Here is a 23,681-nt window from a genome sequence, read left to right as displayed (position 1 = left end):
TCGTTGCCGCCGCTGCCGCAGCTGATGGCGCGGTTGTAGTAGTCCGAGTGACGGAAGCCGATCGCGTGGCCGAGCTCGTGGGTGATGACGTGCTCGTTCACGTCCACGCTGTAGGTGTTCAGGCCGGTGCCGATGTTGATGGTGCCGTAGGGCTTGCCGCCCGAGGGGAAGCCCGCGGAGCCGCCGGTGCCGGACATGGTCTGCGCGGTGATGTTCGCGCTGCAGCCGGTGGTGGGGCCGCGCGCCATGGTGAAGCTGAGCCCCAGGCCATTGTAGTTCTGGATGGCCAGGTCGAGGCCCTGGCTCAGGCGGGCGTAGCTGTTGAAGGTGGAGGTGGGGTTGATGCAGATCTTCGTCACGGTGGTGCTGACGAGGTTGGTCGTCCGGTACTGCTCCGCGCTCTCCTTGCCGGGCTGGAGCATCTCGCGGGAGGCCTCGAGGGTCACGTGAGCGTCACGCCCCACGTACACGGCATCCTCGACGACCATGATGTCATCGGCCGGAAAGCCGGCCTGGACCAGGTTGGAGACGATCTCCTGGTTCTCCACCTGAGGATCGACACCGCAGCCAACGAGAGCAACACCGGCCAGCAACGCCATGGAAAGCTTGCGCATGGGGGCTTCCTTTTCGGGGGACGACGGGGTTGGGCGCCGCCGCCTGGGGGTCCAGCCGCGGCCGCGCGTCCCGTTCCCTGAGCAACCCTCGGACCAACCCATGGACACACCGGAAATCAGGGACTTGGTTGGTGGGTCAATATTCTCCCTGGTGCACGGATGCACCCGTTGGCCTGGGACAGCATGTAAAGCACGCTGACGTTTGCTGCTGAAACAATTGCGGCATCAACTAGTTGCGCGCGCGACACCCGGACTGTCCGAATCTCGGACGGGGTGCCCTCGCCTCGGACAGGGGGGGGCGCTCGGACAGTTCACCCGGTGAATACACTCCCGGTGTATCAAGTCTCACATGCATATGCGCCACTCCACACTCCCCCTCGCCGCGCTGCTGGGCGCGGCCCTGTCCTTCCTCCCGGGCTGCGAGAGCACGAAGTCGAGCGGCCCCTCTCCCTCCGACACCCCGTCCCAGGAGCCCGCCTCCATGCAGACCGCTGACGCCTGGAAGCGCGCCCGCGTGGGCGACCGGGTCACCTACACCTTCTCCGCGAGCCAGGGCGGCGCGCGCGCCCTCGGCGGTCAGTTGACGCTGGAGGTGGTGGCCGTGCAGCAGCCCTGGGTCTGGGTGCGCGTGGCCTTCACCGACGAGGCCGGCAAGCCCCTGGCCCACCCGCGGCTGGCGCAGGACCTCCTGCTGCCGGTGCGCGCGGACACGACGCGCACGCTCGACGTGCCCCACACGGGCGAGGCCTCCGCCGAGAAGCCCTCCAGCGCGGGCCGCACCTGGGAGGCCACGCGCTACGTCAGCGACCAGCGCCCCGTGGACGGCCCCCTGCGCACGCGCGTGTACGCCAACGAGCCGGGCCCGCTCTACCTCACCCACGGCCTGCTCGAGGCGAGCACCGAGACGGCGGGCTTCCACGTCCTGGCCGGCCTCAAGCTGTCGCTGCGCGAGTTCCGCGAGGGCTCGGCCGGTGCCACCGCCCCCGTGCCCGCGCTGGAGCGGCCCCTGGGCCCGGGCGCGTACTACGACCGGGACGTGAACGTGGCCCCCTCGCCGGGCGTGCAGCGCGTGTGCTTCTCCGCCGAGCGCGGCTACCTGCTGCGCACCGAGGGCCCCGTGGACGCCAACGCCGCCCCCTGCTCCGACTTCTCCCAGGCGGAGCCGGAGCCCCTCGAGGAGGCGCTGTTGAGCCTGCCCCTGGATGTGCTGGGCTCGGGCGATTGGCCTCCCGCCTCCGCCGCGTCCGGCACCCGGGGCACCTTCACCGCGGAGGGCCGGAGCGTGCCCGCCATCACGGAGCAGAGCACCGAGAACGTCGAGGGCACCCAGCGCGCCTTCTCGCAGACCTACGCGGCCGATCCGTGGGCCCCGGGGCTGGCGGGCCTGCCGTATGAGGCGCGCTTCCTGCCGCTCGCCAGCGCCACCGAGCGCGTGGCCGCCGGGGGCAAGCGCGAGCCCGAGGGCGGCACGCGGCTGGTGAAGTGGGGCTCGTGGCTCGGCGGCCAGAAGTAGGGTCCGCCGTCTGGGGATCCTGAAGCTGCTCGGCCCCAGGCGCGCCCTGGGGCCGATGTCCCAGACATTCCAGCACGCCAACAACTCCATGCGGTCGACGTTGGCGGTGCGTCTACGTCATCTCCTTCTGAGCCATTCCAACCGGTGTAGGCTGTCCGCCCCTCGCCACTCTGGCAGGTGAAGGAGCGATACACCGATGGCCGCGCAGACGATGGAGCAGTTGGTTTCCCTGTGTAAGCGCCGGGGATTCATCTTTCCTGGCTCGGCGGTCTACGGCGGTCTCCAGGGCACCTATGACTACGGTCCGCTCGGCGTCGAGCTGAAGAACAACCTCAAGCTCGCGTGGTGGCGCGCCAATGTCTGGGAACGCGAGGACATGGAGGGGATCGACGCGGCGATCCTCATGAACAAGCTGACCTGGCGCTACTCCGGCCACGAAGAGACCTTCGTGGACCCGATGGTGGACTGCAAGGCCTGCAAGATGCGGTGGCGCGCGGATCAGATCTCCGGCAAGTGCCCGAACTGCGCGTCCACGGAGCTCACCGAGCCGCGTCCGTTCAACCTGATGTTCAAGACGCAGATCGGACCGGTGCCGGATCCCGAGTCTTTCTCGTACCTGCGGCCCGAGACGGCGCAGGGCATCTTCGTCAATTTCAAACACGTGCTCGACTCCACGTCGCGCAAGCTCCCGTTCGGCATCGCGCAGATTGGCAAGGCGTTCCGCAACGAGATCACCCCGCGCAACTTCATCTTCCGGGTCCGCGAGTTCGAGCAGATGGAGATCGAGTTCTTCGTCCGCCCGGGCGAGGACGAGGCGTGGCACGAGAAGTGGGTGGAGGATCGGATCAACTGGTGGCTGTCGGTGGGCCTGTCCCGGCAGAACCTCGAGCCGTACCACCAGAAGCCCGAGGAGCTGGCCCACTACGCCAAGGCGACGGTGGACCTGCTCTACCGCTTCCCGCACGGGCTGGAAGAGCTCGAGGGCATCGCCAACCGCACCGACTATGACCTGGGCTCGCACAGCAAGGACCAGGGCGCGCTCGGGTTGAGGGCGCGTGTCAGCCCCAATTCGCACAGCACCGACAAGCTCACGTACTTCGACCCCGAGACGAAGCAGCACGTGGTGCCCTTCGTGATCGAGCCGTCGGCCGGCGTGGACCGCGGGGTGCTCGCGCTCCTGAGCGAGGCCTACGCGGAGGAGCAGGTGAAGCCCGCTCCGGCCGAGCGCCTGAAGCCGGTGGAAGAGGCGCTCGCCACGTTCCTCAAGTCGGTGGGCCGCAACGAGAAGATTCCGGCCCAGGCCAAGGAGGCGCTCCTGGCCGAGGGCGAGCGGATTGCCCAGGCGGTGGGCGAGCGGCTGCCGTCCATCGCGGGGCTGCTGTCGATGCCCGGCGCGGAGAGCATCGAGGTGGCGAAGAAGCTGCGCGGCCAGGTGGATCCAGTGGTGGATGAGTTCTACCGGACGGTGCTGCACTTCAAGCCGCACCTGGCGCCCATCAAGGTGGCGGTGCTTCCGCTCAAGAAGAACAACCCGGAGATCGTCAGCACCGCGAAGAGCATCCGGAGGAAGCTCCAGTCGACCGGCTCGATGCGCATCGTCTACGACGACACCGGCGCCATCGGAAAGCTCTACCGGCGCCAGGACGAGATCGGCACGCCGTTCTGCATCACGGTCGATTTCGACACGATCGGGGAGGGGGATGCGGCGCACAAGAACACGGTCACCGTGCGCCACCGTGACAGCATGGCGCAGGAGCGCGTCGCCATCCCCGAGCTCGAGGCCTGGCTGCGGGAGAAGATGCAGTCCGGCGCATAGGAAGGACGGAGACCAGCGGAAGGCGATCCAATGCCATGTCGCCTTCCGTGACCTCGAGGGCCGCCCCTGCGAGCCGTTCCTCGTGGAGGAGCGCTTCGCCCGCTAGGCGCTGCGCAGCACCATCACATCCGCGAAGTCCAGGCGCTGGGGCGCGAGACACAGCGCCCCCTGCGTCACCTGCTCGAGGAAGTGCTCGCCATAGTCGTGGCGAGGGCCCGAGGCGTACACGGTGATGTCCCGGTTGCGCGCGATACCGCCCAGCACCCGGGCCACCGCGTGCGCCACTTCCCCCCAGAAGGGGAAGAACAGGTAGAAGGCGGTGCCGTCCGACAGGTCCACATCGCGGACATCCGCGTGGATGAACTCCAGGTTCGGCAGCGCGAAACGCTCGGCGGTGCGGCGCGCGGACTCGACGTACGTCTGGCCGTACTCCACGCCCTTGACGCGGGCCGCGGAGCTCGCGGCCACGGTGATGGCGAACTTCCCGTTGCCGCAGCCGAGGTCGTAGACCGTGTCGCGCTTGCCGGGATTGATGAGGGAGAGGAAGTCGGAGATGCGGTGGGCCCGCGAGGCCAGGTTCACCTGACCGAACGGCGGCCGGTTCTGGCCGGTGGTGATGCGGGAGATGCGCAGCAGGCCCTCGAGCCAGTCATCCGCCCCCGTGCTCGCGCGGTCCACGGCCTCGGTGAAGCCGAACCCTTCCCACCGCTCCCGGAAGTGCGCCGCCGAGAGGGCTCCCGTTCGGAGCTGCAGGGCGACGTCATCTCCGGCCGTATCCAGCGCCTCGGTCACCGAGAGGGCACGCGCCTCCAGGGCCACCCAGAGGGCCTGGAGCTCCGGACGCGCCTGCACATCCAGGAGGAGCAGGTCCGGCTCCACGTTCTCCTTCACGAAGGAGAACCGCTCGAAGAGCTCCCACAGCGCGCCCAGCTCCAGCGTGCGCAGGTCCTTCGTGTCCAGGAGGGTCTCGGCGCGCTCGACCCACCAGGGCGCGGCACGTGGGGCAGGGGAGGTGGGCATGCACCCAGGGTGTCAGAGCGCCCAGCCCCTGTCCAAGACGCGCGCGCCCGGCCCGGCGCTTTCCTCGCGGGCCCGCCCGCCCTCCTGGCGAGCCCATCGAGGGTCCGGCGTGGGTCACGTGAAGACGTCGGAAACGAGCCGCCCCTGCTTCTCCCATTCCGAGAGCCATTGCGAGGCTTCTTCCGCGGAGCAACCCACGGTCTCCTGGTGGAGCCTCGCGAGCGTCTCCCGGACCGCGGGCGCCATGCGCTGGCCATCCCCGCAGATGAAGAACAGGGCTCCCTGGGCGAGCAGTGCCTTCACCCGCTCGCGTTCCTTCCACAGCCGGTGCTGCACGAACGTGACGTCCCCGTCGGGCTGGCGGAAGAAGGCGGGCAGCACCGTCACCACTCCCTCCTGCTCCCACTTCACCAGCTCGTCCCGGTAGAGGAAGTCCACGTCCGGGTGGTCGCAGCCGAAGAAGAGCAACGCCGGCCCGGCCGCCTCTCCGCGCGCGTGGCGCAGGGCCCGCTCCTGGAGGAAGCCCCGGAAGGGCGCCAGTCCCGTGCCCGCGCCCACCAGGATGATGGGCGTGGCGTTCGAGGCGGGCGGGTGGAAGGGCACGTTCGGCGTGCGCACCGCGACCGCGGCCTGCTCCCCGGGGCGCAGCCGCGCGAGGTAGCTCGAGCACGTGCCGTGGAAACGGCCCCGGCCGGACCAGGCCTCCGCGTCCACCACCGCCACCGTCAACGTGCAATGCGTGGCACCCGCCAGCGGCGACGAGGACACCGAGTACTGCCGCACGCGCATGGCCGGCAGCAGCTCGAGGAAGTCTCCGAAGGACAGGATGCACGAGTCGTACTGCTCCAGCAGATCCAACACGCTCACGCGCTTGTCGAGGATCTCCTTCTTGTACCGCTCGGCATCCTGGGCCAGGGCGGCCAGGTGCATGGCGTGCGGCGGGCACGGGTTCTTCTCCGCCAGCCGCTCCAGGTCCTTGCGCGTGGCCGGGGCGGACAGCTCCACGTGCCGGCCCAGCAGCTCCTGCACCGACAGGGGCCTGCCCGTGGGGAGCGACGAGGCCTGAGCACCCCGCGTCGAGCGCAGGACGACGGCGGCATCCGTGCGCACCCCGAAGCGGCGCGCGGCCCGCTCCACCAGCTCCGGGTGGTTCTCCGGCAGCACGGCGAGGTAATCGCCCGCCGCGTACGTCACGCCCTCGGGCAGCTTGAAGACGAGGTGCCGCTTGGAGCGGCCGAACGGTGACGTCATGTCGACGAGCTCGCGGTTCTCCACCACCGTCGCCAGCTCGAGCTTGTTCTGCCTCACCAGCTCCACGCTGGCCGACGGCACCACCTCCACCGTGAAGAGCGGACCGGACGCCACCTGCCGCGAGGTCACGCCGAGCGCCGTGCCCACGTCCTCCCAGAAGGGCGCGTACCAGTGCTCGAACTCCCCGAAGAAGTCGGCTCGCGCATCCGCCTCGCCGCGCGCGAGCAGCCTCTGGGCCCCCGCGGCGCTCAGCCGCTCGTCGATGTGCCGGGGGATGGCCTGGTAGGTGTCACCCCAGTCCTTGTTGCCGCAGCCGAACACGGCGTAGCGCACGCCCTTCAACGAGCCCTCGGGGAGCTGGGACACCCACGCGTGGAACGCGCGCGCGTTGTCCGGCGGCTTGCCGTTGTAGGAGGCCGTCACGATGAAGACCGCGCCCTCCCTGGGCAGCTTGCCGGTGTACTCGTCCAGGGGCGCCACCCTCGCCGAGTAGCCGCGCGCGAGCCCATCACTCGCGATGCGCCGGGCGAACGCCTCGGAGGCGCCCGAGTTGGAGCCGTAGAGCAGCAACAGGGGCGTGCCATGCGCCGCCGCCTTCTCCGATGGCTGGGACACGGGCGCCGCGGGCGCGGGGCGGGGCGTGGGCCGGGGCCCGGCGGGACGGGAGGCCGGCTTGCGCTCGCGGACGCGCAGCTTGAGGCCGTCGGGCTTGAGCGTGAGCGTCTCGCGGATCCGCAGCGTGTACGGCTCGGGCTCGGAGAGGTGGAAGCGCTGCAGCATCATGCCGAGCACGAGCGTGGCCTCCTGGAGCGCGAACGCCCGGCCGATGCACGCGCGCATCCCGTTGCCGAAGGGCTTCCACGCGTGCGGGGGGATGCTGTCGCGCACCTCGGGGGCGAAGCGCTCCGGGTCGAAGCGCTCCGGGTCCTTCCACACGGCCGGGTCGCGGTGCAGCATGGGAATGAGCACCAGCAACGCATCGTCGGGCCCCACGGGGTAGCGCCCTCCCAGGAGGGTGTCGTGGGCCTTGGCGTGCAGGCTGAAGGCCGGCGCGGTGGGCCACAGGCGCAGCGTCTCGCGCAGAACCTGATCGATGTACTGGAGCTGGGAGACCTGCTCGAAGCGGGGCGTCTCCGAGCCGAAGACCCGGTCCACCTCGGCCTGGGCCTTCTGGAGCACCTCGGGGTGGTGGAGCAGGTAGTAGAGGGCGAAGGACAACAGGCCGCTCGTCGTCTCGTGGCCCGCGATGAGGAAGGTCACGAGCTGGTCGCGGATGTTGGTGTCATCGAGCCTCTCGCCAGTGAGGGGATCCACCGCCTCGAGCATGAGGCTCAGGATGTCGCGGGGGGCCTCGTCGGGCCGGAGGGCCCGGCGCTTCTCGATGAGCTGCTGGGTCAGCTCGCGCAGGTAGCCGGTGTCGGTCTCGAACTGGCGCCGGGTGCGCACCATGAGCTGCGTCTGCACGGGCAGGCGCCGGGTGCGGTTGCCGGCCTCCTCCAGGGCGCGCACCATGGAATCCACGAAGGGGTGCAGCTGGGTCTGGTAGAAGGAGTTGAAGCGGAAGGAGAAGCCGCACAACGCGATGGTGTCGAGCGTGAGCCGCGTCATGTCGTCGGACACGTGGATGTCCGTCTCGGGTCCGAAGCGCGCCCAGCGGGTGAGCATCTGGTCCGCCACGTCGAGCATGCCGTCGTGGTAGTTGCGCATGGCCGCGGGGCTGAAGGCGGGCATCAACAGGCGGTGGGCCTTGCCCCACTTGGGATCCTCGTTGTCCACGGTGAAGAGGCCTTCACCTCCCAGGGCGCGCAGCTGCTGGAGCGCCTGGGTGACCATCTTCTCGAAGCGCGTCTCGTCACAGGCGTCCGCCACCAGCTCGTACGAGCCGAGCACCCGGATGGAGGCCCCCGGGAAGGACAGCCGGAAGATGGGCCCGAGCTCGCGCGCGAGCTTCATCATGTTCTGCAGGGGCGTCTCGGAGCCCAGATCGGGCGCGTTCCCCAGGAGGGGGCGAGGACGGGGCTGGGGAATGGTCGTGGACAGGGCGGGCTTGCTCATGGGAATCCAGGGGGACAGGCCCTCATGAATAGTGCTCCGCTCGCGAGAGCGAAATTCGCATTGGGCTCACATTTTGGAGACGCGGGGACATGAGCAAGCGCAACCGGTCCACCCCTCGGAAACGGCCCCTTCAGGAGCGGTCGAAGGCGACGGTGGAGACGATCCTGGAGGCGGCGGCTCACGTTCTGGTCACCTCCGGCTACGAAGGCACCACCACCAAGGCGGTCGCCGAGCGGGCAGGCGTGAGCATCGGCTCGCTCTACCAGTACTTCCCGAGCAAGGAGGCGCTGGTGGCCATGCTGCTCGAGCGTGTGCACCAGCGGGCCCTGGCGGTGCTCGCCGACAAGCTGGTGCCCCATCCGATCACGGATCTGGAGCTGGAGGTGCGTGAGCTGGTGCGGGTCCTGGTGGAGTTCCACGGGGAGAATCCGCGCCTGCAGCGGGTCCTCCTGGAGCAGGCGCCTCGCCTCGGCCCCCTTCAGGCCGTCCAGGAGATCGAGGCGCGCGTGGAGTCGCTGGTGCAGACCGTGCTCGCCCAGAACCTGGAGCTCGAGAAGCCGCGCAACCTGGGGCTGGTGGTCTTCATCATCATCCGGGCCCTGCGCAGCGCGGTGTGGGCCACGGTCGTGGAGCGGCCCGAGCTGATGGGCACCCCCGAGCTCGTGGAGGAGCTGAGTAAGCTCGTCCTGGGCTACCTGCGGCCGCGGTGACGCGCCGGCCCTCTACCCCGTCACCAGCAGCCGGAGCCCGTAGGCGTCATGGCGGCGGCCCTGACCTATCACCCGGCGTGCCCCGGGCTCAACCGGGTGGGGAGCGCTGCTGTCGGGCCGGAGGGCTCGTTCGACATGTCGGCGCGTCTGCTTCGACGTGTCGGTACAGCCTGCTTCGCCGTGTCGAATCAGGTCTCGAGCGGCCCTCCCCAGAGGGAAAGCCGCGAGCGCTCGCCTGTCCGCCCGCTGGTACGCAGCTTGCTCATGTCTGGCGTCGGGCACACCAGCCCCCAAACAACAGGAGCAGAAAATGAAGAGTCTGAACGCTTGGGTCCTGTCCGCCGCCGTTGTCTCCAGCTCCGCCATGGCCGCTCCCAGCAATGATGTCGCGCTGAAGAATCATCTGGGCGCGCAGCTGACCGTCTTCGCCCGGGCGCTGCAGGATGGCCACGCGGAGACCGTGAAGGGCGTGATCTCGCAGCAGCTCATCAGCCGGATTGCCTACCGGGGTTCGGCGGCGACCTTCGAGGAGAACCTGGAGGCCTTCGTGTCCCGCGAGCAGACCAAGCTCGCCCGGGAGGTGGGCAACGTGTACGCGCTCCATGACGGCTTCACGGTCACCGCCCTGGACGTGGAAGGGGACGTGGCCGCGGCCTCCATCGCGGTCGACGGCCGGCAGCTGCCCAAGCCGTTCTACTTCGTGCGCGAGCAGGGGAGCTACAAGCTCAACATCATCCGGCCGCTGGGCATCGCGGAGCAGGGCGGCTACACCACCTACGACGTGAAGAACGAAGACAACGTGACCCGGACCTTCGCCTGCAGCAACTGCAGTGGCGGCAGCATCGCGGCGTTCGGGACTCGCAGCGTGAGCTGCTACAACTCCTGCCCGACCTACTTCGACGGCACGTGGTTCACGGTGGGGAGCAGCGGCCGGACGGACTGCGACTACAACACCTTTGGTTGGGACCTGTTCATCCGTGGCGGCCTGCCGGTGTGCGGCAGCCCCTGCTAGGAGCCCGGGGCCGGAAAGACTGACATGGGTTCAACCGGGGGCCTCAGGGCCCCCGTGTCGTCTCGTTCACCTGCACCACCGTATTTCTTCCACAGTTCCTTCGAGGGGGGGACACATGAATCCGAGGCGGGGCCATCACCTGTTGTTGCTCTCATGGCTGTGTTTGTCCAATGCACTCGTGGCCTGCAGCGGCGAGCCCCTGGGTGACACGCGGGTCGGCTGCTCCTGCGTGTGCCGGGCCTGCACCATCCAGGACCGGCGCAACGATGATGGCAACTGTACGGGCACCTCGGTGCAGATACCGTCCGTGACGACCTGCGCCGCGAGCTCCAGCCCGACCGACATCTCCAACGCCTGCGAGGACGCGTGTTCGGACATCGCCGGCTACCAGGTGAGTGTCTGTTTCGGGGAGTCCTGTCCGGGCTGGTTCCCCATCTGGGCGAGCCGCCCCGAGACGTGTAGTTCCCTGGGGCCCGTCACCTCCATCGTTGAAGGAGGCTGCGGAGAGGACGGGCCGATGAACACTCCCACGCGGGACTCGGCGTCCGCCCTGGTCCGGTCCGAGAGCTCCGTGGCCCACATCGCGCTCGGGGAGGAGCTCGCGGCCTTCACCCCGGCGGGAACGGTCTCCTTCGCGGGCGGCTACTGCGCCACGCCGCCCTGCCCCGTGGTGCTCCAGGGCGTTCAACTCGGCTCCGCTGGCGCCTTCCAGGTGGGGAAGTCCACCGTGAGCGGCCTGGGCATCTTCAACACCGCGCCGGTGCAGGGCAACCTCTCGCCGGACGGCTCGCTCCAGTTCTTCGTCCTGCCACCGTTCGATGCCTCGGCCACCATCGATGGGCACTTCATCTCCCGCCGCGCCCAGCCCACCGCCTTGCGCGGCCACCTGTTCCCGGATGGCACGCTGCGGTTGACCGGGCAGATCGCCCTCGAGGGGGGCAGTGCCACCTTCGACCTGAGCACCCGTGTCGACGACTCGGCGCCCATCGTGCGCATCGACAGCCCCTCGCGTGGAGAGTGTGGCCACCCCGTCCGCCTGTCCGCCGGGCAGAGCTTCGATCCCGACGGCGACGCGCTCGTCTCCTTCGAGTGGGCCGAGGAGTTCCAATCCGGACCGCCCCAGCCGCTCGGCTCCGGGCCGATCCTGGACATCACCTTGCCCCTGGGCCACCACATGCTGAGCGTCACGGTGACGGACTCGCGCGGACGCGCCATGACGAGCTTCACCGGGGTGACCATCGCCGACACCCTGCCGCCGGAGATCCGCGAGACCCAGGTGACTCCCGTCTGCCTCTGGCCGCCCGCTCACGGCCTGGCGGCCTTCACGGTGGGTGGGGAAGTGCTCACCTCGGTGGTGGATGCGTGCGATGCCTCGCCCACGGTGATCTTCGAGTCCGTGACGTCCAGTCAGCCCGCGGACGGCACCGGCGATGGTTCCACGGCGGTGGATGCCGCCGTCCTCCCGGGCGGCGAGTCCCTGTGCCTGCGTGCGGAGCGCGCCGGCTCGGAGCGTGCCGGCCGTACCTATCGCGCGAGCCTGGAGGTCTCCGATGCGTCGGGGAACAGCGCGCACGGGGAGGTGCTCGTCGAGGTGCCGCATGACCAGCGCCCGTCCGAGCGTTGCCGCGAGGTGACGCCCGCCGCGTGTGAGCTGGCGCCTGCCTCCACGAGCACTTCCGCGCCCCGGCCGCCGGAGACTCCGTTGCCGCCGGAGGAGGAGGGTGCCCGCGGCTGCCAGGCGGCGGGGGGCTCGGGATTCGGGGCCGCGTTGCTGGCGGTGATGGCGGTGCTCTCCCGTGGCCGCCGCTGCGGGGTGCTCGCCCTGGTGGCGCTGGTGCTGTCGGGTTGCCAGGGACCGGACGGCGGAGCTCCCTCCGCGGAGAACCAGCCGCTGGACACCTGCCTCCCGGGTTGGTGGACGACGACCGCTGGCTCCTGCCGCATCGAGCCGGCCTGCGACCATCCCTCCTCCGAGGAGCTGCGGGCCGCGTGCGCCGCCTCCGACTGCATCTCCGTCACCGTCACGGGCTACCGCCCCGCGAGCGGAGCGGGGGGCGCGGGCTTCTACCAGGGGACGGCCATTGGCTCGGAGTCCGCGCGTCGGTTCTGCGCGCGTGACGTGTTCAACGGGACCTGGAGTGTGTCCTCCGCCGAGGCGATCTCCGTCACCTTCGGCGGTAGCCAGCAGCAGGTGACGGCCCGGTGCTCCGCCTCCTCGGCCACGGTCTCCGGCCTCGGCCGCCGCCGGGTGTCCGAGGCCCTCGCGAAGGCACTGGACGCGCGGGCCGCGAGTGGCGACTGGAACGGTTGCGCCTACTGACGACGGCCGCCGGGCTCCCGCGATGAGGCGGGAGCCCGGTGTTCCCCTTCAGGGGCAGGCGTCGTTCAGATCGGAAGTGCCATTGCCGTTGGCATCCAGGTCCGTCCGCACCTGCTCCAGCGCGAGGGTGCGCGAGTTGAGTCCCGGAGACAGCAGGGTGGCCTCGGCCTCCAGGCGACTCTCCGCGACGAGGGTGGCTCCCTGGTAGTACCCCACCGTCACCTGATACGGCGTCTCCGGCAACAGGCCCACGGACTCATCGCAGACGATCCGCACGGCCGCCACCGTACTCCCGGTGGTGACCTGGACGGCACCGCAGGGTCTCAGCGAGCCGTCCACCCGCAGGCGCACGGCCACGTAATCCCCACAGCGTGGCGCCACCATGGAAGGGGAGGGCACCGTCAGCGCGAGTGTCGCCCCCCCACCTCCGCACGAGGCCAGCAAGAGTCCCGCGGACAGGGTCAAGGCCCGGCACGGGCGAGGGGGGGAATGCCATCCGGAAAGCGTTTCGGGTTCGCGCATCGCTCTGTCTCCTTGGCCGTGGGTGCCGGCCACCTGCTCCCGGGTGATGCTCGGGGCGTGCCAGGGGACACCCGCCCGTCCCCTGCACCTCACAGTGGCAGCAGGGTGACGTTGCCGCCCTCCAGCGGCGCGTCGAAGCGGTAGCCGGTGTCGAGCACGAGCCGGATGGACCCGCCCTTCCCGGTGCTGCCATCCGTCAGCTCGAGCCGGAACGTGTGTCCGGGCTCGTGGTTCACGGTGCACGTGCCGGAGACGGTGGCGGTGCCCTCCGACGAGCCGAACGCCTTCAGCTCCGCGCTGTGCAGCGTCAGTCCGAGCGCGTGGTCCTGGAAGGTGAGGTGGCCCACCGGCCGGGCGGCACCCGGCGCCAGCTGTACCTCCACGCCGAAGGTGGCCTTCTTCCGCGCGAGCCCCGCATGGCCACCGCCCATCACCATTCCAGGGGTATTCACCACCGTGAAGGAGCGCGTGACGGTGGTGGCGTTGCCCAGCCCATCCCTGGCGGTGACGAGCAGGGTGTGCTCCCCGGGCATCAACCCGGCGAGCGCCTCACCGGAGGTGACCGGCGCGCCATCGAGCGTGGCCGTCAGCTCCGCGACGCCGCTCCACGCGTCCTCGGCGCTGAACTCGATGCGCTGCGTGCCGTAGGGGTAGGCCTCCGGCAGGGGCCACGAGACGGAGATCGCCGGAGCGTCCGCATCCACCCGCACCTGTGCCGTGAACTCCTCTCCGAAATCCCCACCGCGCGCATCCGCCTTCGTCATCCTCAGCCGGAGGGGATACAGGCCGCTCACCGCGGGGGACACGAGCGGAACGTCGAACGTCTTGAATGTCTTGAAACGCATCTATGTCCTCATCGACCGCGCGCACGATTCCACCGGCCCATCTGTCAGACTGGAGCTGCCAGACGAGCGCCTGAGGTTTCGTACGTGTTGGAAAGGCGCGGCATCTCACTCATGCTCGTGCGGGCAGAAGGTGCCAAGACCCGTTTTCCTTGTGAAGCGTGAAATTCTGCGTCAACGCCCGTCCAGGTGTTGCCCGTGGTTTCGGCGGGCCCCGACGGTGCGCGTGGCATGTATTTCAAAGGCAGAAGCCGCTGACGCGGCGGTCCCCGGCGAGCTGCACGGCACGTAACCTCGACAAGGGTGGGAGGACGCCTCCATACTCTCCGGCTCAAACCGTTACCCCCGAGGTTCGACATGAGCCATGGAGATGTAGACCAACTCGACGCCCCCCCCCCGATCTCCGCCGAGCTGCGCGCGAAGATCCTCTCGGACCCGAACGTGGCGAAGATGGCCGCGGAGCTGGAGATGGACCTGGAGGTGTTCGTCAACACCGTCGGGTACTACATGAACAACCCGGGCATCGAGCCCGCGTTCCTCGTCGTCAGCGACGAGAACCTGAAGAAGATGGGCGTCGAGCCGCCCACCGCCGAGGCCCTCGAGGCCAACGTGCGCGCCAGCGTCGAGGCCTTCAAGGCCGGCCAGGCCCCGAGCGGTTTCGATGACGCCCGCAAGAAGACCGTGGACCTGGCCGCCGAGGGTGGCCAGCCCGTGGCGGCCAAGGCCGATCCCGGCCTCGACGACGCGGTGAAAAAGGGCCGGACCAACGTAAAGCCCTGATTTCACTGGGTTTTTCGCGGGGAAATTCAGAAAAAAATAGGCCACACGCAACATCCCACCGCTGCCCGCGATAACTCCTTCAACGTAGCAATCAACCAATCCACACAAAAGAGAGTGCGCCATGGGCTTCATCAAGAGCATTGGGAAGGCTTTCAAGGGCATCACTGACTTCGCGAAGAAGGCGGTTGGCTTCGCCAGCAAGATCCTCAACGGTCCGCTGGGCCAGATCGCCTCGTTCATCCCGGGCGTGGGTCCGTTCATCGCGGGCGCCCGGAAGATCGTCGGCATCGCCGACGGCGTCCTCAACGGTGGTGGCCTCAAGGGCATCATCGGCGGCCTGGTCGGCAACCTCGGCGGCGGTCTGCTGGGCAAGGCCGGCTCGCTCCTGAGCAAGACGGGCCTCGGCGCCGCCATCGGCCTGGGCTCGCAGACGAACAGCACGGGCGGCGTGCTCGACCTGGTCAAGGGTTTCATGAGCTCCCGCAAGGGCGACACGTCGCCTCTGGCGCAGGGCGACAAGTACAACCTGGGCCAGTTCGCGGCCTTCCAGGTCGCCAACCTGCTCAAGGCCGCCTGATCCGGTCCGGCTCTTCGCTTCACTTCAAGGGGTGCACGCTCACGGGCGTGCGCCCCTTTTGTGCTTTTGGGGTGACGCGCACTCTGGTGGCTGTTCGACCGTTTCCCGTGGACCTCCCTGTTTCCCCCCAGGGCTCCACTTCCCGCGTGGTATGACGCCCGCCCTTTCATGTCAGGAGGCGTCGTGGAACGGACCCCCTTCGGTACGGCCCCAGGCGGACAGCCCGTGGAGGTCTACACCCTCACCAACAGGCAGGGGGTGGAGGCGCGGGTCACCAACTACGGTGGAATCATCCTCAGCCTGCGTGTGCCGGACCGGAACGGCCGTTTCGACGACGTGGTGCTGGGCTACGACGCGTTGGCCGGCTACCTGGCGGAGTCTCCGTATTTCGGCGCGCTGATCGGCCGCTATGGCAACCGCATCGCCCGGGGCCGCTTCACGCTCGATGGCCAGTCCTACACCCTGGCGACGAACAATGGCGTGAACCACCTGCACGGCGGGCTCGAGGGCTTCGACAAGGTGGTGTGGAGCGCGAAGCCGTTCGAGAACGAGCAGGGCCTGGGGCTCGTCCTCACCTACGTCAGCCCCGACGGCGAGGAGGGCTACCCGGGCACCTTGACCGCGACGGTCACCTATACGCTGACCGGCGATGACGCGCTCGTCTTCGACTACCACGCCACCACCGACAAGGCGACGCCGGTCAACCTCACGCAACACAGCTATTTCAACCTGGCCGGAGACGGGAAGGGCGACATCCTGGGCCATGTCGTCACGATCAACGCGGACCGCTTCGTCCCGATCGATCCGACGTCCATTCCCCTCGGCGAGCTCCGCGACGTCACGGGGACGCCGTTCGACTTCCGGCGGCCCACGGCCATTGGCGCGCGCATCCGCCAGGAGGACGAGCAGCTGCGCAACGGGCTGGGCTATGACCACAGCTTCGTGCTCGACAAGGGGGGCAAGGCCGGCGAGCTGACGCTGGCCGCGCACGTCCTGGAGCCCACCACCGGCCGCGTGATGGAGATCCACACCACCGAGCCGGGCATGCAGTTCTATTCCGGCAACTTCCTCGACGGCACGCTGAAGGGGAAGAAGGGCGCGGTCTACCACCACCGCTACGGCTTCGCGATGGAGACCCAGCACTTCCCGGACTCTCCCAACCAGCCCTCCTTCCCCTCGACGATTCTGCGCCCCGGCGGGCACTACCGCTCGCGCACCGTCTACAGATTCTCCGTCTCGGGTTCGTGAACCCCGGCCTTCTCCCTCTGGTGAAACGATGACGCTCCGCGAACAGGTCGAGCAGGATTTCCGCAAGCGCTTCGGCGTGGCCCCCACCGCGGTCATACGGGCTCCGGGCCGCGTCAACCTCATCGGTGAGCACACCGATTACAACGACGGCTTCGTGCTCCCCATCGCCATCGACCGCGAGGTGTGGATCGCCCTGCGCCCGCGTGATGACCGCCGTGTCGCCGTCCACTCGCTCGACTACGGCGCTTCGCTCTCCTTCGAGCTCGGGCCTCTCTCCCATGGCGGCTCGGACTGGTCGGAGTACGTGAAGGGGGTTGCCTGGGCGCTGCAGGAGGCCGGTCACACCCTCGAGGGGTGGGAGGGCGTGATGAGCGGCGAGGTGCCGCGCGGCGCGGGCCTCTCGTCCTCCGCCGCCGTGGAGCTGGCCGTGCAGCGCGCCTTCGCCACCGTGAGCGGGCTGCCGTGGAAGCCCTCCGAGATGGCGCTGCTCGGCCAGAAGGTCGAGAACAAGTGGATCGGCGTCAACTCGGGGATCATGGACCAGATGATCGTCGCGGGAGGCCGCGAGGGCCACGCGCTGCTCATCGACTGCCGCAGCCTGGAGCTTCAGCCCGTGCCCGTGCCCGCGGGCGCCGTGGTGGTGGTGCTCGATACGGGGACCCGCCGCGGGCTGGTGGACTCCGCCTATAACGAGCGCCGGAGCCAGTGCGAGGAGGCCGCGCGGTTCTTCGGCGTCAAGGCGCTCCGCGACGTCGACGCGCGGACCTTCTCGGCGCGCCAGAACGAGCTGGAGCCGCTGGTTCGCCGCCGCGCGCGGCACGTCATCACCGAGAACGACCGCACCGTGCAGGCCGCCGAGGCCATGCGGGCCGGAGATCTCACGCGGTTGGGCAAGCTGATGGATGCCAGCCATGACAGCCTGCGCGACGACTTCGAGGTCACCAACGACGCGCTCAACACCATCGTGACGCTGGCGCGGGCGCAGCCGGGCTGTTTCGGAGCCCGCATGACGGGCGCTGGCTTCGGCGGCTGCGCGGTGGCCCTGGTCGCCCCCGAGCGGTCCGAGGCGTTCGTGCGAACCGTCAGTGAGAAGTACACGCAGGCCACGGGGAACACGCCGCAGTGCTACGTGTGCCAGGCCGCGGACGGGGCGAGCGTCGTCTGACGCTCGCGGTCACCGCCTCGATGGTCTGGCTTCAGCAGCCCCTCGAGGACGTGGTGCTGGATGACTCACCCCTCAGTCCGCCGTGAGCCGCACTCGAGCCGGGCGAGCAGCGCGTCCAGGGTCGTGTGGCGCGCGTCCGGCTCGGAGGCCAGGTCCCGCGGCACGGCGTCGCGCACGGTGCCGGGGACCCGCGAGCCGCGGGGGGCCGCTGGCCGAATTGAGCGCCACCTCCCGGTCCAGGTCCGGGTCATGCGCGGCGAAGACGACTCCCATGCCTCCCTCGCCCACGCGGCGCAGCAGCACGTATCGTCCCACGTGCGCCCCCGGCCCCGGCGTCAGCGGCGCCAGGGACTCCAGCTCCGCCCCGAAGCCCACCCCACCCCGGAGTCCCGCCGCCACCGCGCAGCAGGCCTCGCATCCATCCAGGTGGGCCTCGAGCCCCGCCACGGCGTCCGTGGACAGGCGCCCCTGCTCCCACTCCAGCAGCTCGTTCTCGTCAGGACACGGAGTCATGAGAATGACCGTAAGGCCGTATAAGCCGGGAAATGTACTACACCCGGGAGACCCCGCTGAAACGAGGATGGTCACGTGTGGGGGGGGGACGCGGGGGATGCCGCGCCGTCTACAGGCCGTACCCGCTTTCGAGCAGCTCCTTCAAACGTCTGGAGAAGCGCGTGGCGGGAGCGCCATCCACGATGTCGTGGTCGATGCTGAGCGTCAGGCTCAAGTATTCGCGGACCTCGATGCGGCCATCGACGACTCCCGGCTTGCTGGCGATTCCGCCGAGGGTCAGCATGAGCGTCGGCGGGGCGAGCGGAATTCCCCAACCCCCGCCCTTCCCGAACATCCCCACGGAGGTCACTCCGACCGTCCCACCGAATTGTTTGAACCGGTGGGGGTTCTTCATGAGCAGGGACACGGTGGGGTTGAGCATGAAGTAGGGCAGGGACGTCATCACGGACAGCAGCCATGCCCTGGGCTTGTAGGGCTCTACCTCCGCCAGGCCTTTCGACTGTGCCGCGCGGATTTCCTCATGAATCTCCCGGAGGGTCTTCCGGTTCGCCGCGCGGACGATCAGGGGCATGATTATCTTCTGCCCGTTCTCTTCACGCTCCACCTCGGTCTGCACGTCCACGGCGTCGAAGACGATGAGCCGGCGCCTCCCCTGGCGGTAGGCCTGGACGCTCTTGTCCTCGTCGACCGCCTTGGCCAGACAGGTGATGACGAAGGCGGTGAAGGAGAGCGACTCCCCGGTCTTCTCCTTGTGCTCGCGGATGCGTTGCCGGGCCTGGGTCACATCCATGTCCATCAAGCCGTGAATCGTTCGCTTCTTCTGCGCATGGCGAACGACCTGGATGTACAGCTCCCGGATCCTGGGGAAGGGCTGGACCTGGTACGGGGCATGCGTCAGGGGTGGCTCCGCGAGACGCGCGAAGCGCCGGAGCGCCCGGGCCAGGACCCGGCCGGCCACGGCCCTGCCCACCGCCCTGCCCAGCCCGCCGCCCGGGAGAAGGGAGTGGATGCGGAGCGTCACCTCCGTCCCCCCCGTCCCGGGCTCGGGGCGAAAGCGCACCGAGCCCCGGTGCTCCGCGGCGGCATCGAGTGACTCCCAGCTCAAGAATTCGCCTGGACGGTCCTCCACGAACCGCGTGTCGAACTCCATGTCCCGTCCGATCTTCCAATGCAGGAGGTCCTCGCCCGCCGGGGTGATGACGGCCAGACCTTCCATGCACCGCGCCAGGGTCCGCGGCTCGCGAAAGAGGCGGTAGAGCTCCTGCGCGGGCTTGTGGAGGGTGATGCGGCGCTCGACGGCCTCGCGCTGCTCACGGCGGATGCCGGGCGTCCGTGAGGAGCGGCGGTATCCGCGCAGGCCTCCCACGAGCAGCGCACCACTGGCGAGGGCCATGGCCGCCCCACCCGGAGAGCGGCGCTTGAGGCCCGCCGTCAGGAGCGTCCCACCGAGCAGCGCGAGGGCCGCCCGTTCCACCTGTCCCCTCGGGTATGGCAACGCGGTAGCCATGCGGTCTCCTCCCCGGTTCCCCGGGCCACGTGGGTTCGTCCTGGCGCCCTGGGGGCTACGAAAAACCTGGGGCGGCCCGGCTTCGAGGACAACCATCGAGGCCGGGCGGGAACCTGGAGGGGCGGCTGAGTCAGGGGGGGAGGAGGGCGTCTCTCCGGCCGGCTGCTAGCGCAGCTCCTCGGAGAGGAGGGGAGTGCCCTCCAGCGCCCCCTCGCGTACGGCATGCCAGGGCGAGCTGAACAGCGAGCCTGAGCCGCGAACACACTTCATGGGCATGTGCGAGGTCTGCAAGGTCACCACCGGGCTGACGGGGCCGGCCGCGGCGAGCAGGCTTCCGTTTCCCGCTCAGGCGCTCCCGGGCCGTGGGTGGGGAGGCGGGGATGAGGCGTGGGGTGCCGGCGCCGGGTATATCCACCGGGCGAACCAGCGGGTGATGCGCGGCATGAGGACATAGGTCATGAGGAAGACCTCGATGACGATGGTGACGAGCAGCCGCAGCGGGCCCGGCGCTCCGGCGAGCACCAGCCCGACGAGCTGGCCGATGGACAGCACCAGCCCGTAGACCACGGCGATCATCACCAGGGCCATGCGGAAGCGGGAGGGCTGCGGGACGACGAGCCCCGGAGGAGGCGAGAACCAGAACTCGAGCCCGGTCATCTTCTCCCAGCGGGCGTCGGCCTCGACATGGTCGAGCACCTGCGCGAGGGCGCGGCGCCGCAGGTCGCTCTCCTCGAAGGCCCGCAGGTTGTCCAGGGAGTCGAAGCGGAAGACGCTCGTGTACTCACGGGGCCCGGTGGGCGGCGGCCGGTGCACGTTCGTCCCGAGGTACCCGGGAAGCGCCGAGGCCTCGTGGATGAGCCGCTCGAGCCACGCCTCGTACGCGGCCTCCCGGCCCGGCTTCACGCGGCGCGTGACGGCTACGGTCACTGCTTCTGCGGTGTTCGCCATGGCTTCCTCGCCCTCCCTTGCGGCGGTGGCCTAGCGGCCGAGCGCCTCGATGACGAGCCGCGCCGCCGCCGCTCCGGAGAACTGCTGCTGGCCGGTGACGAGCAGGCCGTCGCGCACCGCGAAGTCGCGGAACTGCTGGTCCACCACGAAGTTGGTGCCCTCGAGCTTCCGGGCCTCGTCCTCGATCCAGAACGGCTGGATGCGCTTGCCCACGAAGCCGTCCGCGAACTGCTCCTCGCTGTTGGCGAAGCCCGTCCAGGTCTTGCCCTTCACGAGCAGCTCCCCGCTCGACAGCTTCGTCTCCAGCAGCAGGCACGTGCCGTGGCAGACGAGCGCGGTCACCTTGCCCGCCTCGTAGAAGCGCGCGAGCAGGTTCTGCAGCTTCGTGTTCCCCCGGAAGGTGTACATGGGGGACTGCCCGCCGGTGACGAAGATGGCGTCGTAGTGCGCCACGTTGATGTCATCGATGCTCTTGGTGTCCTGGAGGAGCGCCAGGTGCTTCGGGGACTTCTTGAAGCCGAGCGAGAGGATGTCGTGCGCCGAGTAGCCGCTTGCGTCCTCGGGATCCGAGTAGCCGTCCGCCTGGAGCGCCCCGCCATCGGGGCTGCGGATCTCCACCTCGTAGCCGGCCTCGGAGAAGGCCCAGTACGGGTGGGTGAGCTCGGCCCACCAGAAGCCGATCGGCCAGCCCGTCGTCTTCGACGTGGACGGGTTGGCGGCGATCAGGAGAACCTTCTTCTTCTTGCCCGGCTGGGTGACGTTGATGTTGCCGCTCATGGTTTCGCTCCTCGTTCATGGACGCGTGGAGTGCGTCCTCGCGAAGCCAATATCGGCGGGGCGTGCGTTTCCGGCAATGCAATGGAATGGAAGTCGCTGTTGCAAACGGTGCAACTACGCGGACCGCTTGCGGGGCCGCTTCCGTGTCTGGCCCGAGGTCGGGTCCGAGGCATCGAGCCGCGTGCGGGGCGCGGAGTGCTGGTCGCCAGCGGCCTCGCGCGCGGCGCGCGTGAACACGTCCCGGAGGAAGCGGTGACTGGCGTCTCCATCGAAGCGGGGGTGCCAGACGAGGCTCAGCGCGTACGGCCGCAGCTCGGCGGGGACCTCCAGCAGCCGCAGTCCCAGCGCGGGCGCGAACTGCCGGGCGATGCGCTCGGAGATGGTCAGGACGTAGTCGGTCCGCGCGGCGAGCTGGAGCGCGGTCACGAAGTAGGGGACGGCACGGGCGACGTGGCGCGAGAGCCCCTTCTCGCGCAGGACGTCGTCGAGGTAGCCCCCGGGCCTTCCCCGCGGCGCCACCTGGATGTGGGAGAGGCTCACGAACTGCTCGAGCGGGAGCCGCTTGCCGACGGACGGATGGTCCGCCCGCACCACGCAGACGAAGCGGTCCGTGAGGAGCTGCCGGCTGCGCATCTCCTGCGGGAGGTCTCCGTAGATGCCCACGGCCAAGTCGGAGCCGCCGTCGCGCAGCATCACGGCATCATCGGGCGAGTTCGGCACGAAGCGGATGGAGACGCCCGGAGCCTCCTCGCGCAGGAGCCGGTCGACGACGAGCCCGAGCACCGTGAGCACGTAATCGGTGACGTGCACGACGAAGGTGCGCGCGAGCTGGCCCGGGGCGAAGGGCCGCTCGGGCTCGAGCGTCTGGCGGGCCTCGTTGACCACCGTGTGCACACGGGCCTTGAGCGCCTCGGCGCGCGGGGTGAGCACCATGCCCCGGCCGGAGCGGACGAGGAGGGGGTCTCCCAGGCGCTCGCGAATCCGGGCGAGCGCGTGGCTCATCGCCGGCGTGGAGAGGCCGACCCGCTGGGCGGCGCCGGTGACGCTGCCTTCCTGGAGCAGCGCATCGAGGGTCACGAGGAGGGCGAAGTCCGAGGGTTCCATGGGATGCAACGATGATGTGTTGTCGTTGCACTGGTCAATACGCCGTCCCCACCCCACGCTGGAGTCTCGCGCCGTTCGCGGGAGTCCCAGTGCACATGCCCTTCTTCCGGATGCTTCGCCGCTCTCTCCACCTCCTCGGTGTCCTCTGCTGTCTGTCCGCCGCGGTCTCGCCACGTTCGGTGTGGGCACAGGTGAACGCGGAGGTGCTGCGGCCGAACCCGCTTCGCGAGGGGCTGTCCGGTGGGCTGGATGGGACCTTCGCGCTGTCACGCGGGAACATCGAGCTGCTGGACATCGGCGGCGCGGCGCGCATCCAGTACCAGACGCTCCACCCGACGCAGCCGGCGCCGGAGGGGTCACCCGCGCCCCCGCCGTTCGTCGCGCAGCGCATCTTCCTCACGGGCAGCGGGCGCTTCGCGGACCGGGCGGGCACGCCCTTCATCAGCCAGGCGTTCGTCCACGCGCGGTGGACGGGGATGTGGCACGAGCGCGTCGGGAGCGACGTCTTCGCGCAGTACCAGTTCAACGCCTTCCTGCTGCTGCGGGGCCGCGCCGTCGCGGGCGCGGGGGTCCGCGTGGAGGCCGTGCACACGCCCGTGTTCATGCTGTGGGGCGGCAGCGGCTACATGTTCGAGCATGAGCTCATCCGCGTGCTCCCCGGGGCTTCCGATGCCCCGGAGACCGTGGATCACCGCTGGACGAACTACCTGACGGCGCGGCTCGCGCTCTTCGAGAACCGCTTGCTGCTGCAGAACACGGTGTACTTCCAGCCTCGCCTCGACGACTTCTCGGACTGGCGCTTCCTGGAGGAGCTCGAGGCGCTCGCGAGGGTGACGGAGGGCTTCGCGTTGGGCGCGACGTTGAGCGTCACGCGTGACAGCGCGCCGCCCACCGGAGTGAGGGACACGGACCTGCGGCTCGGCAGCACGGTCCGCTTCTCGTTCTAGCGGGGGGCGCGGTTCCCGGAGCCCTCGTGGGGCCTCGTCGAGCGCTGAGCCCTTACAGCGAGCCGAAGTCCTGCGTCCAGTAGTGCGCGTAGCTGCTGCCGGAGGCGCGGTAGTAGTACCCCACGCCCAGGTGCTTGAGGTTGGGGTTCATGATGTTGTTGCAGTGCCCGCTGCTGTTCATCCAGCTCGTCACCACCCCGCTCGGAGAGGTCTGCCCGGCGGCGATGTTCTCCGCCGCACTGCGGTAGGCGTAGCCCGCCGAGGTGATGCGCTGCCACGGCGTCGAGCCGTTGGAGCCCGTGTGGCTGAAGAAGTTGTTGAGGGCCATGTCCTTCGAGTGCTTGCGCGCGGCACAGCGCAGCCGCGAGTCCAGGGTGAGCGCGGGCGCCGGGGCCTTGTAGACGCCACCGCACGTGGCGCCCGCCGCACGCCGCTGGTTC

21 protein-coding genes are annotated in these 23,681 nt (G+C 69.4%); 10 read left to right on the top strand and 11 right to left on the bottom strand.

What is annotated here, in order from left to right:
- Positions 1-614: M57 family metalloprotease (locus VFZ09_RS51000; RefSeq protein WP_329735155.1), on the bottom strand; the 614-nt coding region annotated here is incomplete at its 3' end.
- Between the two features lie 349 nt (positions 615-963).
- Between VFZ09_RS51000 and VFZ09_RS50995 the strand changes: the two genes are divergently transcribed.
- On the top strand, positions 964-2,127 hold the full coding sequence (locus VFZ09_RS50995; RefSeq protein WP_329735154.1) for a DUF6068 family protein: 1,164 nt from the start codon (positions 964-966) through the stop codon (positions 2,125-2,127).
- A 196-nt stretch (positions 2,128-2,323) separates the two neighbouring features.
- Positions 2,324-3,943, top strand: coding sequence for a glycine--tRNA ligase (locus VFZ09_RS50990; protein WP_329735153.1), 1,620 nt, complete (start codon positions 2,324-2,326; stop codon positions 3,941-3,943).
- A gap of 102 nt (positions 3,944-4,045) precedes the next feature.
- Here the strand turns inward: VFZ09_RS50990 and VFZ09_RS50985 are convergent, their stop codons facing one another.
- Entirely contained in the window at positions 4,046-4,963 is a 918-nt protein-coding gene (locus VFZ09_RS50985; protein ID WP_329735152.1) for a methyltransferase domain-containing protein, read from the bottom strand.
- 114 nt (positions 4,964-5,077) lie between these two features.
- A complete protein-coding gene (locus VFZ09_RS50980) occupies positions 5,078-8,269 on the bottom strand; it encodes a bifunctional cytochrome P450/NADPH--P450 reductase (RefSeq protein WP_329735151.1) in 3,192 nt (1,063 codons plus the stop codon).
- Between the two features lie 89 nt (positions 8,270-8,358).
- Between VFZ09_RS50980 and VFZ09_RS50975 the strand changes: the two genes are divergently transcribed.
- From VFZ09_RS50975 to VFZ09_RS50965, 3 genes are all read left to right on the top strand, one after another.
- Positions 8,359-8,979, top strand: a complete 621-nt coding sequence (locus tag VFZ09_RS50975) for a TetR/AcrR family transcriptional regulator (protein ID WP_329735150.1) — start codon at positions 8,359-8,361, stop codon at positions 8,977-8,979.
- 310 nt (positions 8,980-9,289) lie between these two features.
- Positions 9,290-9,991 carry a hypothetical protein gene (locus VFZ09_RS50970; RefSeq protein WP_329735149.1) on the top strand — a complete coding sequence of 234 codons (702 nt, stop codon included), beginning with the start codon at positions 9,290-9,292 and terminating at the stop codon, positions 9,989-9,991.
- A gap of 115 nt (positions 9,992-10,106) precedes the next feature.
- Entirely contained in the window at positions 10,107-12,311 is a 2,205-nt protein-coding gene (locus VFZ09_RS50965; RefSeq protein WP_329735148.1) for a hypothetical protein, read from the top strand.
- Between the two features lie 48 nt (positions 12,312-12,359).
- Here VFZ09_RS50965 and VFZ09_RS50960 read toward each other — a convergent pair whose 3' ends face one another.
- Positions 12,360-12,695, bottom strand: a complete 336-nt coding sequence (locus tag VFZ09_RS50960; protein WP_329735147.1) for a hypothetical protein — start codon at positions 12,693-12,695, stop codon at positions 12,360-12,362.
- A gap of 227 nt (positions 12,696-12,922) precedes the next feature.
- A complete protein-coding gene (locus tag VFZ09_RS50955) occupies positions 12,923-13,678 on the bottom strand; it encodes a post-COAP-1 domain-containing protein (RefSeq protein ID WP_329735146.1) in 756 nt (251 codons plus the stop codon).
- Between the two features lie 354 nt (positions 13,679-14,032).
- Between VFZ09_RS50955 and VFZ09_RS50950 the strand changes: the two genes are divergently transcribed.
- The 4 genes from VFZ09_RS50950 to galK all read left to right on the top strand — a co-directional run bounded on the left by VFZ09_RS50950 (position 14,033) and on the right by galK (position 17,445).
- Positions 14,033-14,455: a hypothetical protein gene (locus tag VFZ09_RS50950; protein ID WP_329735145.1), complete on the top strand. Its 423-nt coding sequence runs from the start codon at positions 14,033-14,035 to the stop codon at positions 14,453-14,455.
- Between the two features lie 121 nt (positions 14,456-14,576).
- The gene (locus VFZ09_RS50945) at positions 14,577-15,032 is read left to right on the top strand and encodes a hypothetical protein (protein ID WP_329735144.1); all 456 of its coding nucleotides are present in this window, start codon (positions 14,577-14,579) and stop codon (positions 15,030-15,032) included.
- A 183-nt stretch (positions 15,033-15,215) separates the two neighbouring features.
- Positions 15,216-16,280: an aldose epimerase family protein gene (locus tag VFZ09_RS50940; protein ID WP_329735143.1), complete on the top strand. Its 1,065-nt coding sequence runs from the start codon at positions 15,216-15,218 to the stop codon at positions 16,278-16,280.
- A 28-nt stretch (positions 16,281-16,308) separates the two neighbouring features.
- On the top strand, positions 16,309-17,445 hold the full coding sequence (gene galK / locus VFZ09_RS50935) for a galactokinase (RefSeq protein ID WP_329735142.1): 1,137 nt from the start codon (positions 16,309-16,311) through the stop codon (positions 17,443-17,445).
- A gap of 72 nt (positions 17,446-17,517) precedes the next feature.
- On the opposite strand, the gene VFZ09_RS50930 is transcribed toward galK, so the two are convergent.
- The 5 genes from VFZ09_RS50930 to VFZ09_RS50910 all read right to left on the bottom strand — a co-directional run bounded on the left by VFZ09_RS50930 (position 17,518) and on the right by VFZ09_RS50910 (position 22,294).
- The gene (locus VFZ09_RS50930; RefSeq protein WP_329735141.1) at positions 17,518-17,958 is read right to left on the bottom strand and encodes a hypothetical protein; all 441 of its coding nucleotides are present in this window, start codon (positions 17,956-17,958) and stop codon (positions 17,518-17,520) included.
- Between the two features lie 109 nt (positions 17,959-18,067).
- Positions 18,068-19,465, bottom strand: a complete 1,398-nt coding sequence (locus VFZ09_RS50925; RefSeq protein ID WP_329735140.1) for a 2-oxo acid dehydrogenase subunit E2 — start codon at positions 19,463-19,465, stop codon at positions 18,068-18,070.
- Between the two features lie 345 nt (positions 19,466-19,810).
- Positions 19,811-20,413, bottom strand: coding sequence for an antibiotic biosynthesis monooxygenase (locus VFZ09_RS50920; protein WP_329735139.1), 603 nt, complete (start codon positions 20,411-20,413; stop codon positions 19,811-19,813).
- Between the two features lie 30 nt (positions 20,414-20,443).
- Positions 20,444-21,190: a type 1 glutamine amidotransferase domain-containing protein gene (locus VFZ09_RS50915; protein ID WP_329735138.1), complete on the bottom strand. Its 747-nt coding sequence runs from the start codon at positions 21,188-21,190 to the stop codon at positions 20,444-20,446.
- Between the two features lie 114 nt (positions 21,191-21,304).
- Positions 21,305-22,294 carry a LysR family transcriptional regulator gene (locus tag VFZ09_RS50910; protein ID WP_329735137.1) on the bottom strand — a complete coding sequence of 330 codons (990 nt, stop codon included), beginning with the start codon at positions 22,292-22,294 and terminating at the stop codon, positions 21,305-21,307.
- A gap of 203 nt (positions 22,295-22,497) precedes the next feature.
- Between VFZ09_RS50910 and VFZ09_RS50905 the strand changes: the two genes are divergently transcribed.
- Positions 22,498-23,241 (top strand): DUF481 domain-containing protein, encoded by a 744-nt coding sequence (locus VFZ09_RS50905; RefSeq protein WP_329735136.1) that lies wholly within the window; start codon positions 22,498-22,500, stop codon positions 23,239-23,241.
- Positions 23,242-23,293: 52 nt separating this feature from the next.
- On the opposite strand, the gene VFZ09_RS50900 is transcribed toward VFZ09_RS50905, so the two are convergent.
- On the bottom strand, positions 23,294-23,681 hold a 388-nt coding region (locus VFZ09_RS50900), incomplete at its 5' end, for a CAP domain-containing protein (protein WP_329735135.1).

Source organism: Archangium sp. (assembly GCF_036277355.1).
Taxonomy (GTDB): Bacteria; Myxococcota; Myxococcia; order Myxococcales; family Myxococcaceae; genus Archangium.
Note: the sequence above shows the minus strand (reverse complement) of the source record. Positions and strands in the feature narration are given on the sequence as shown.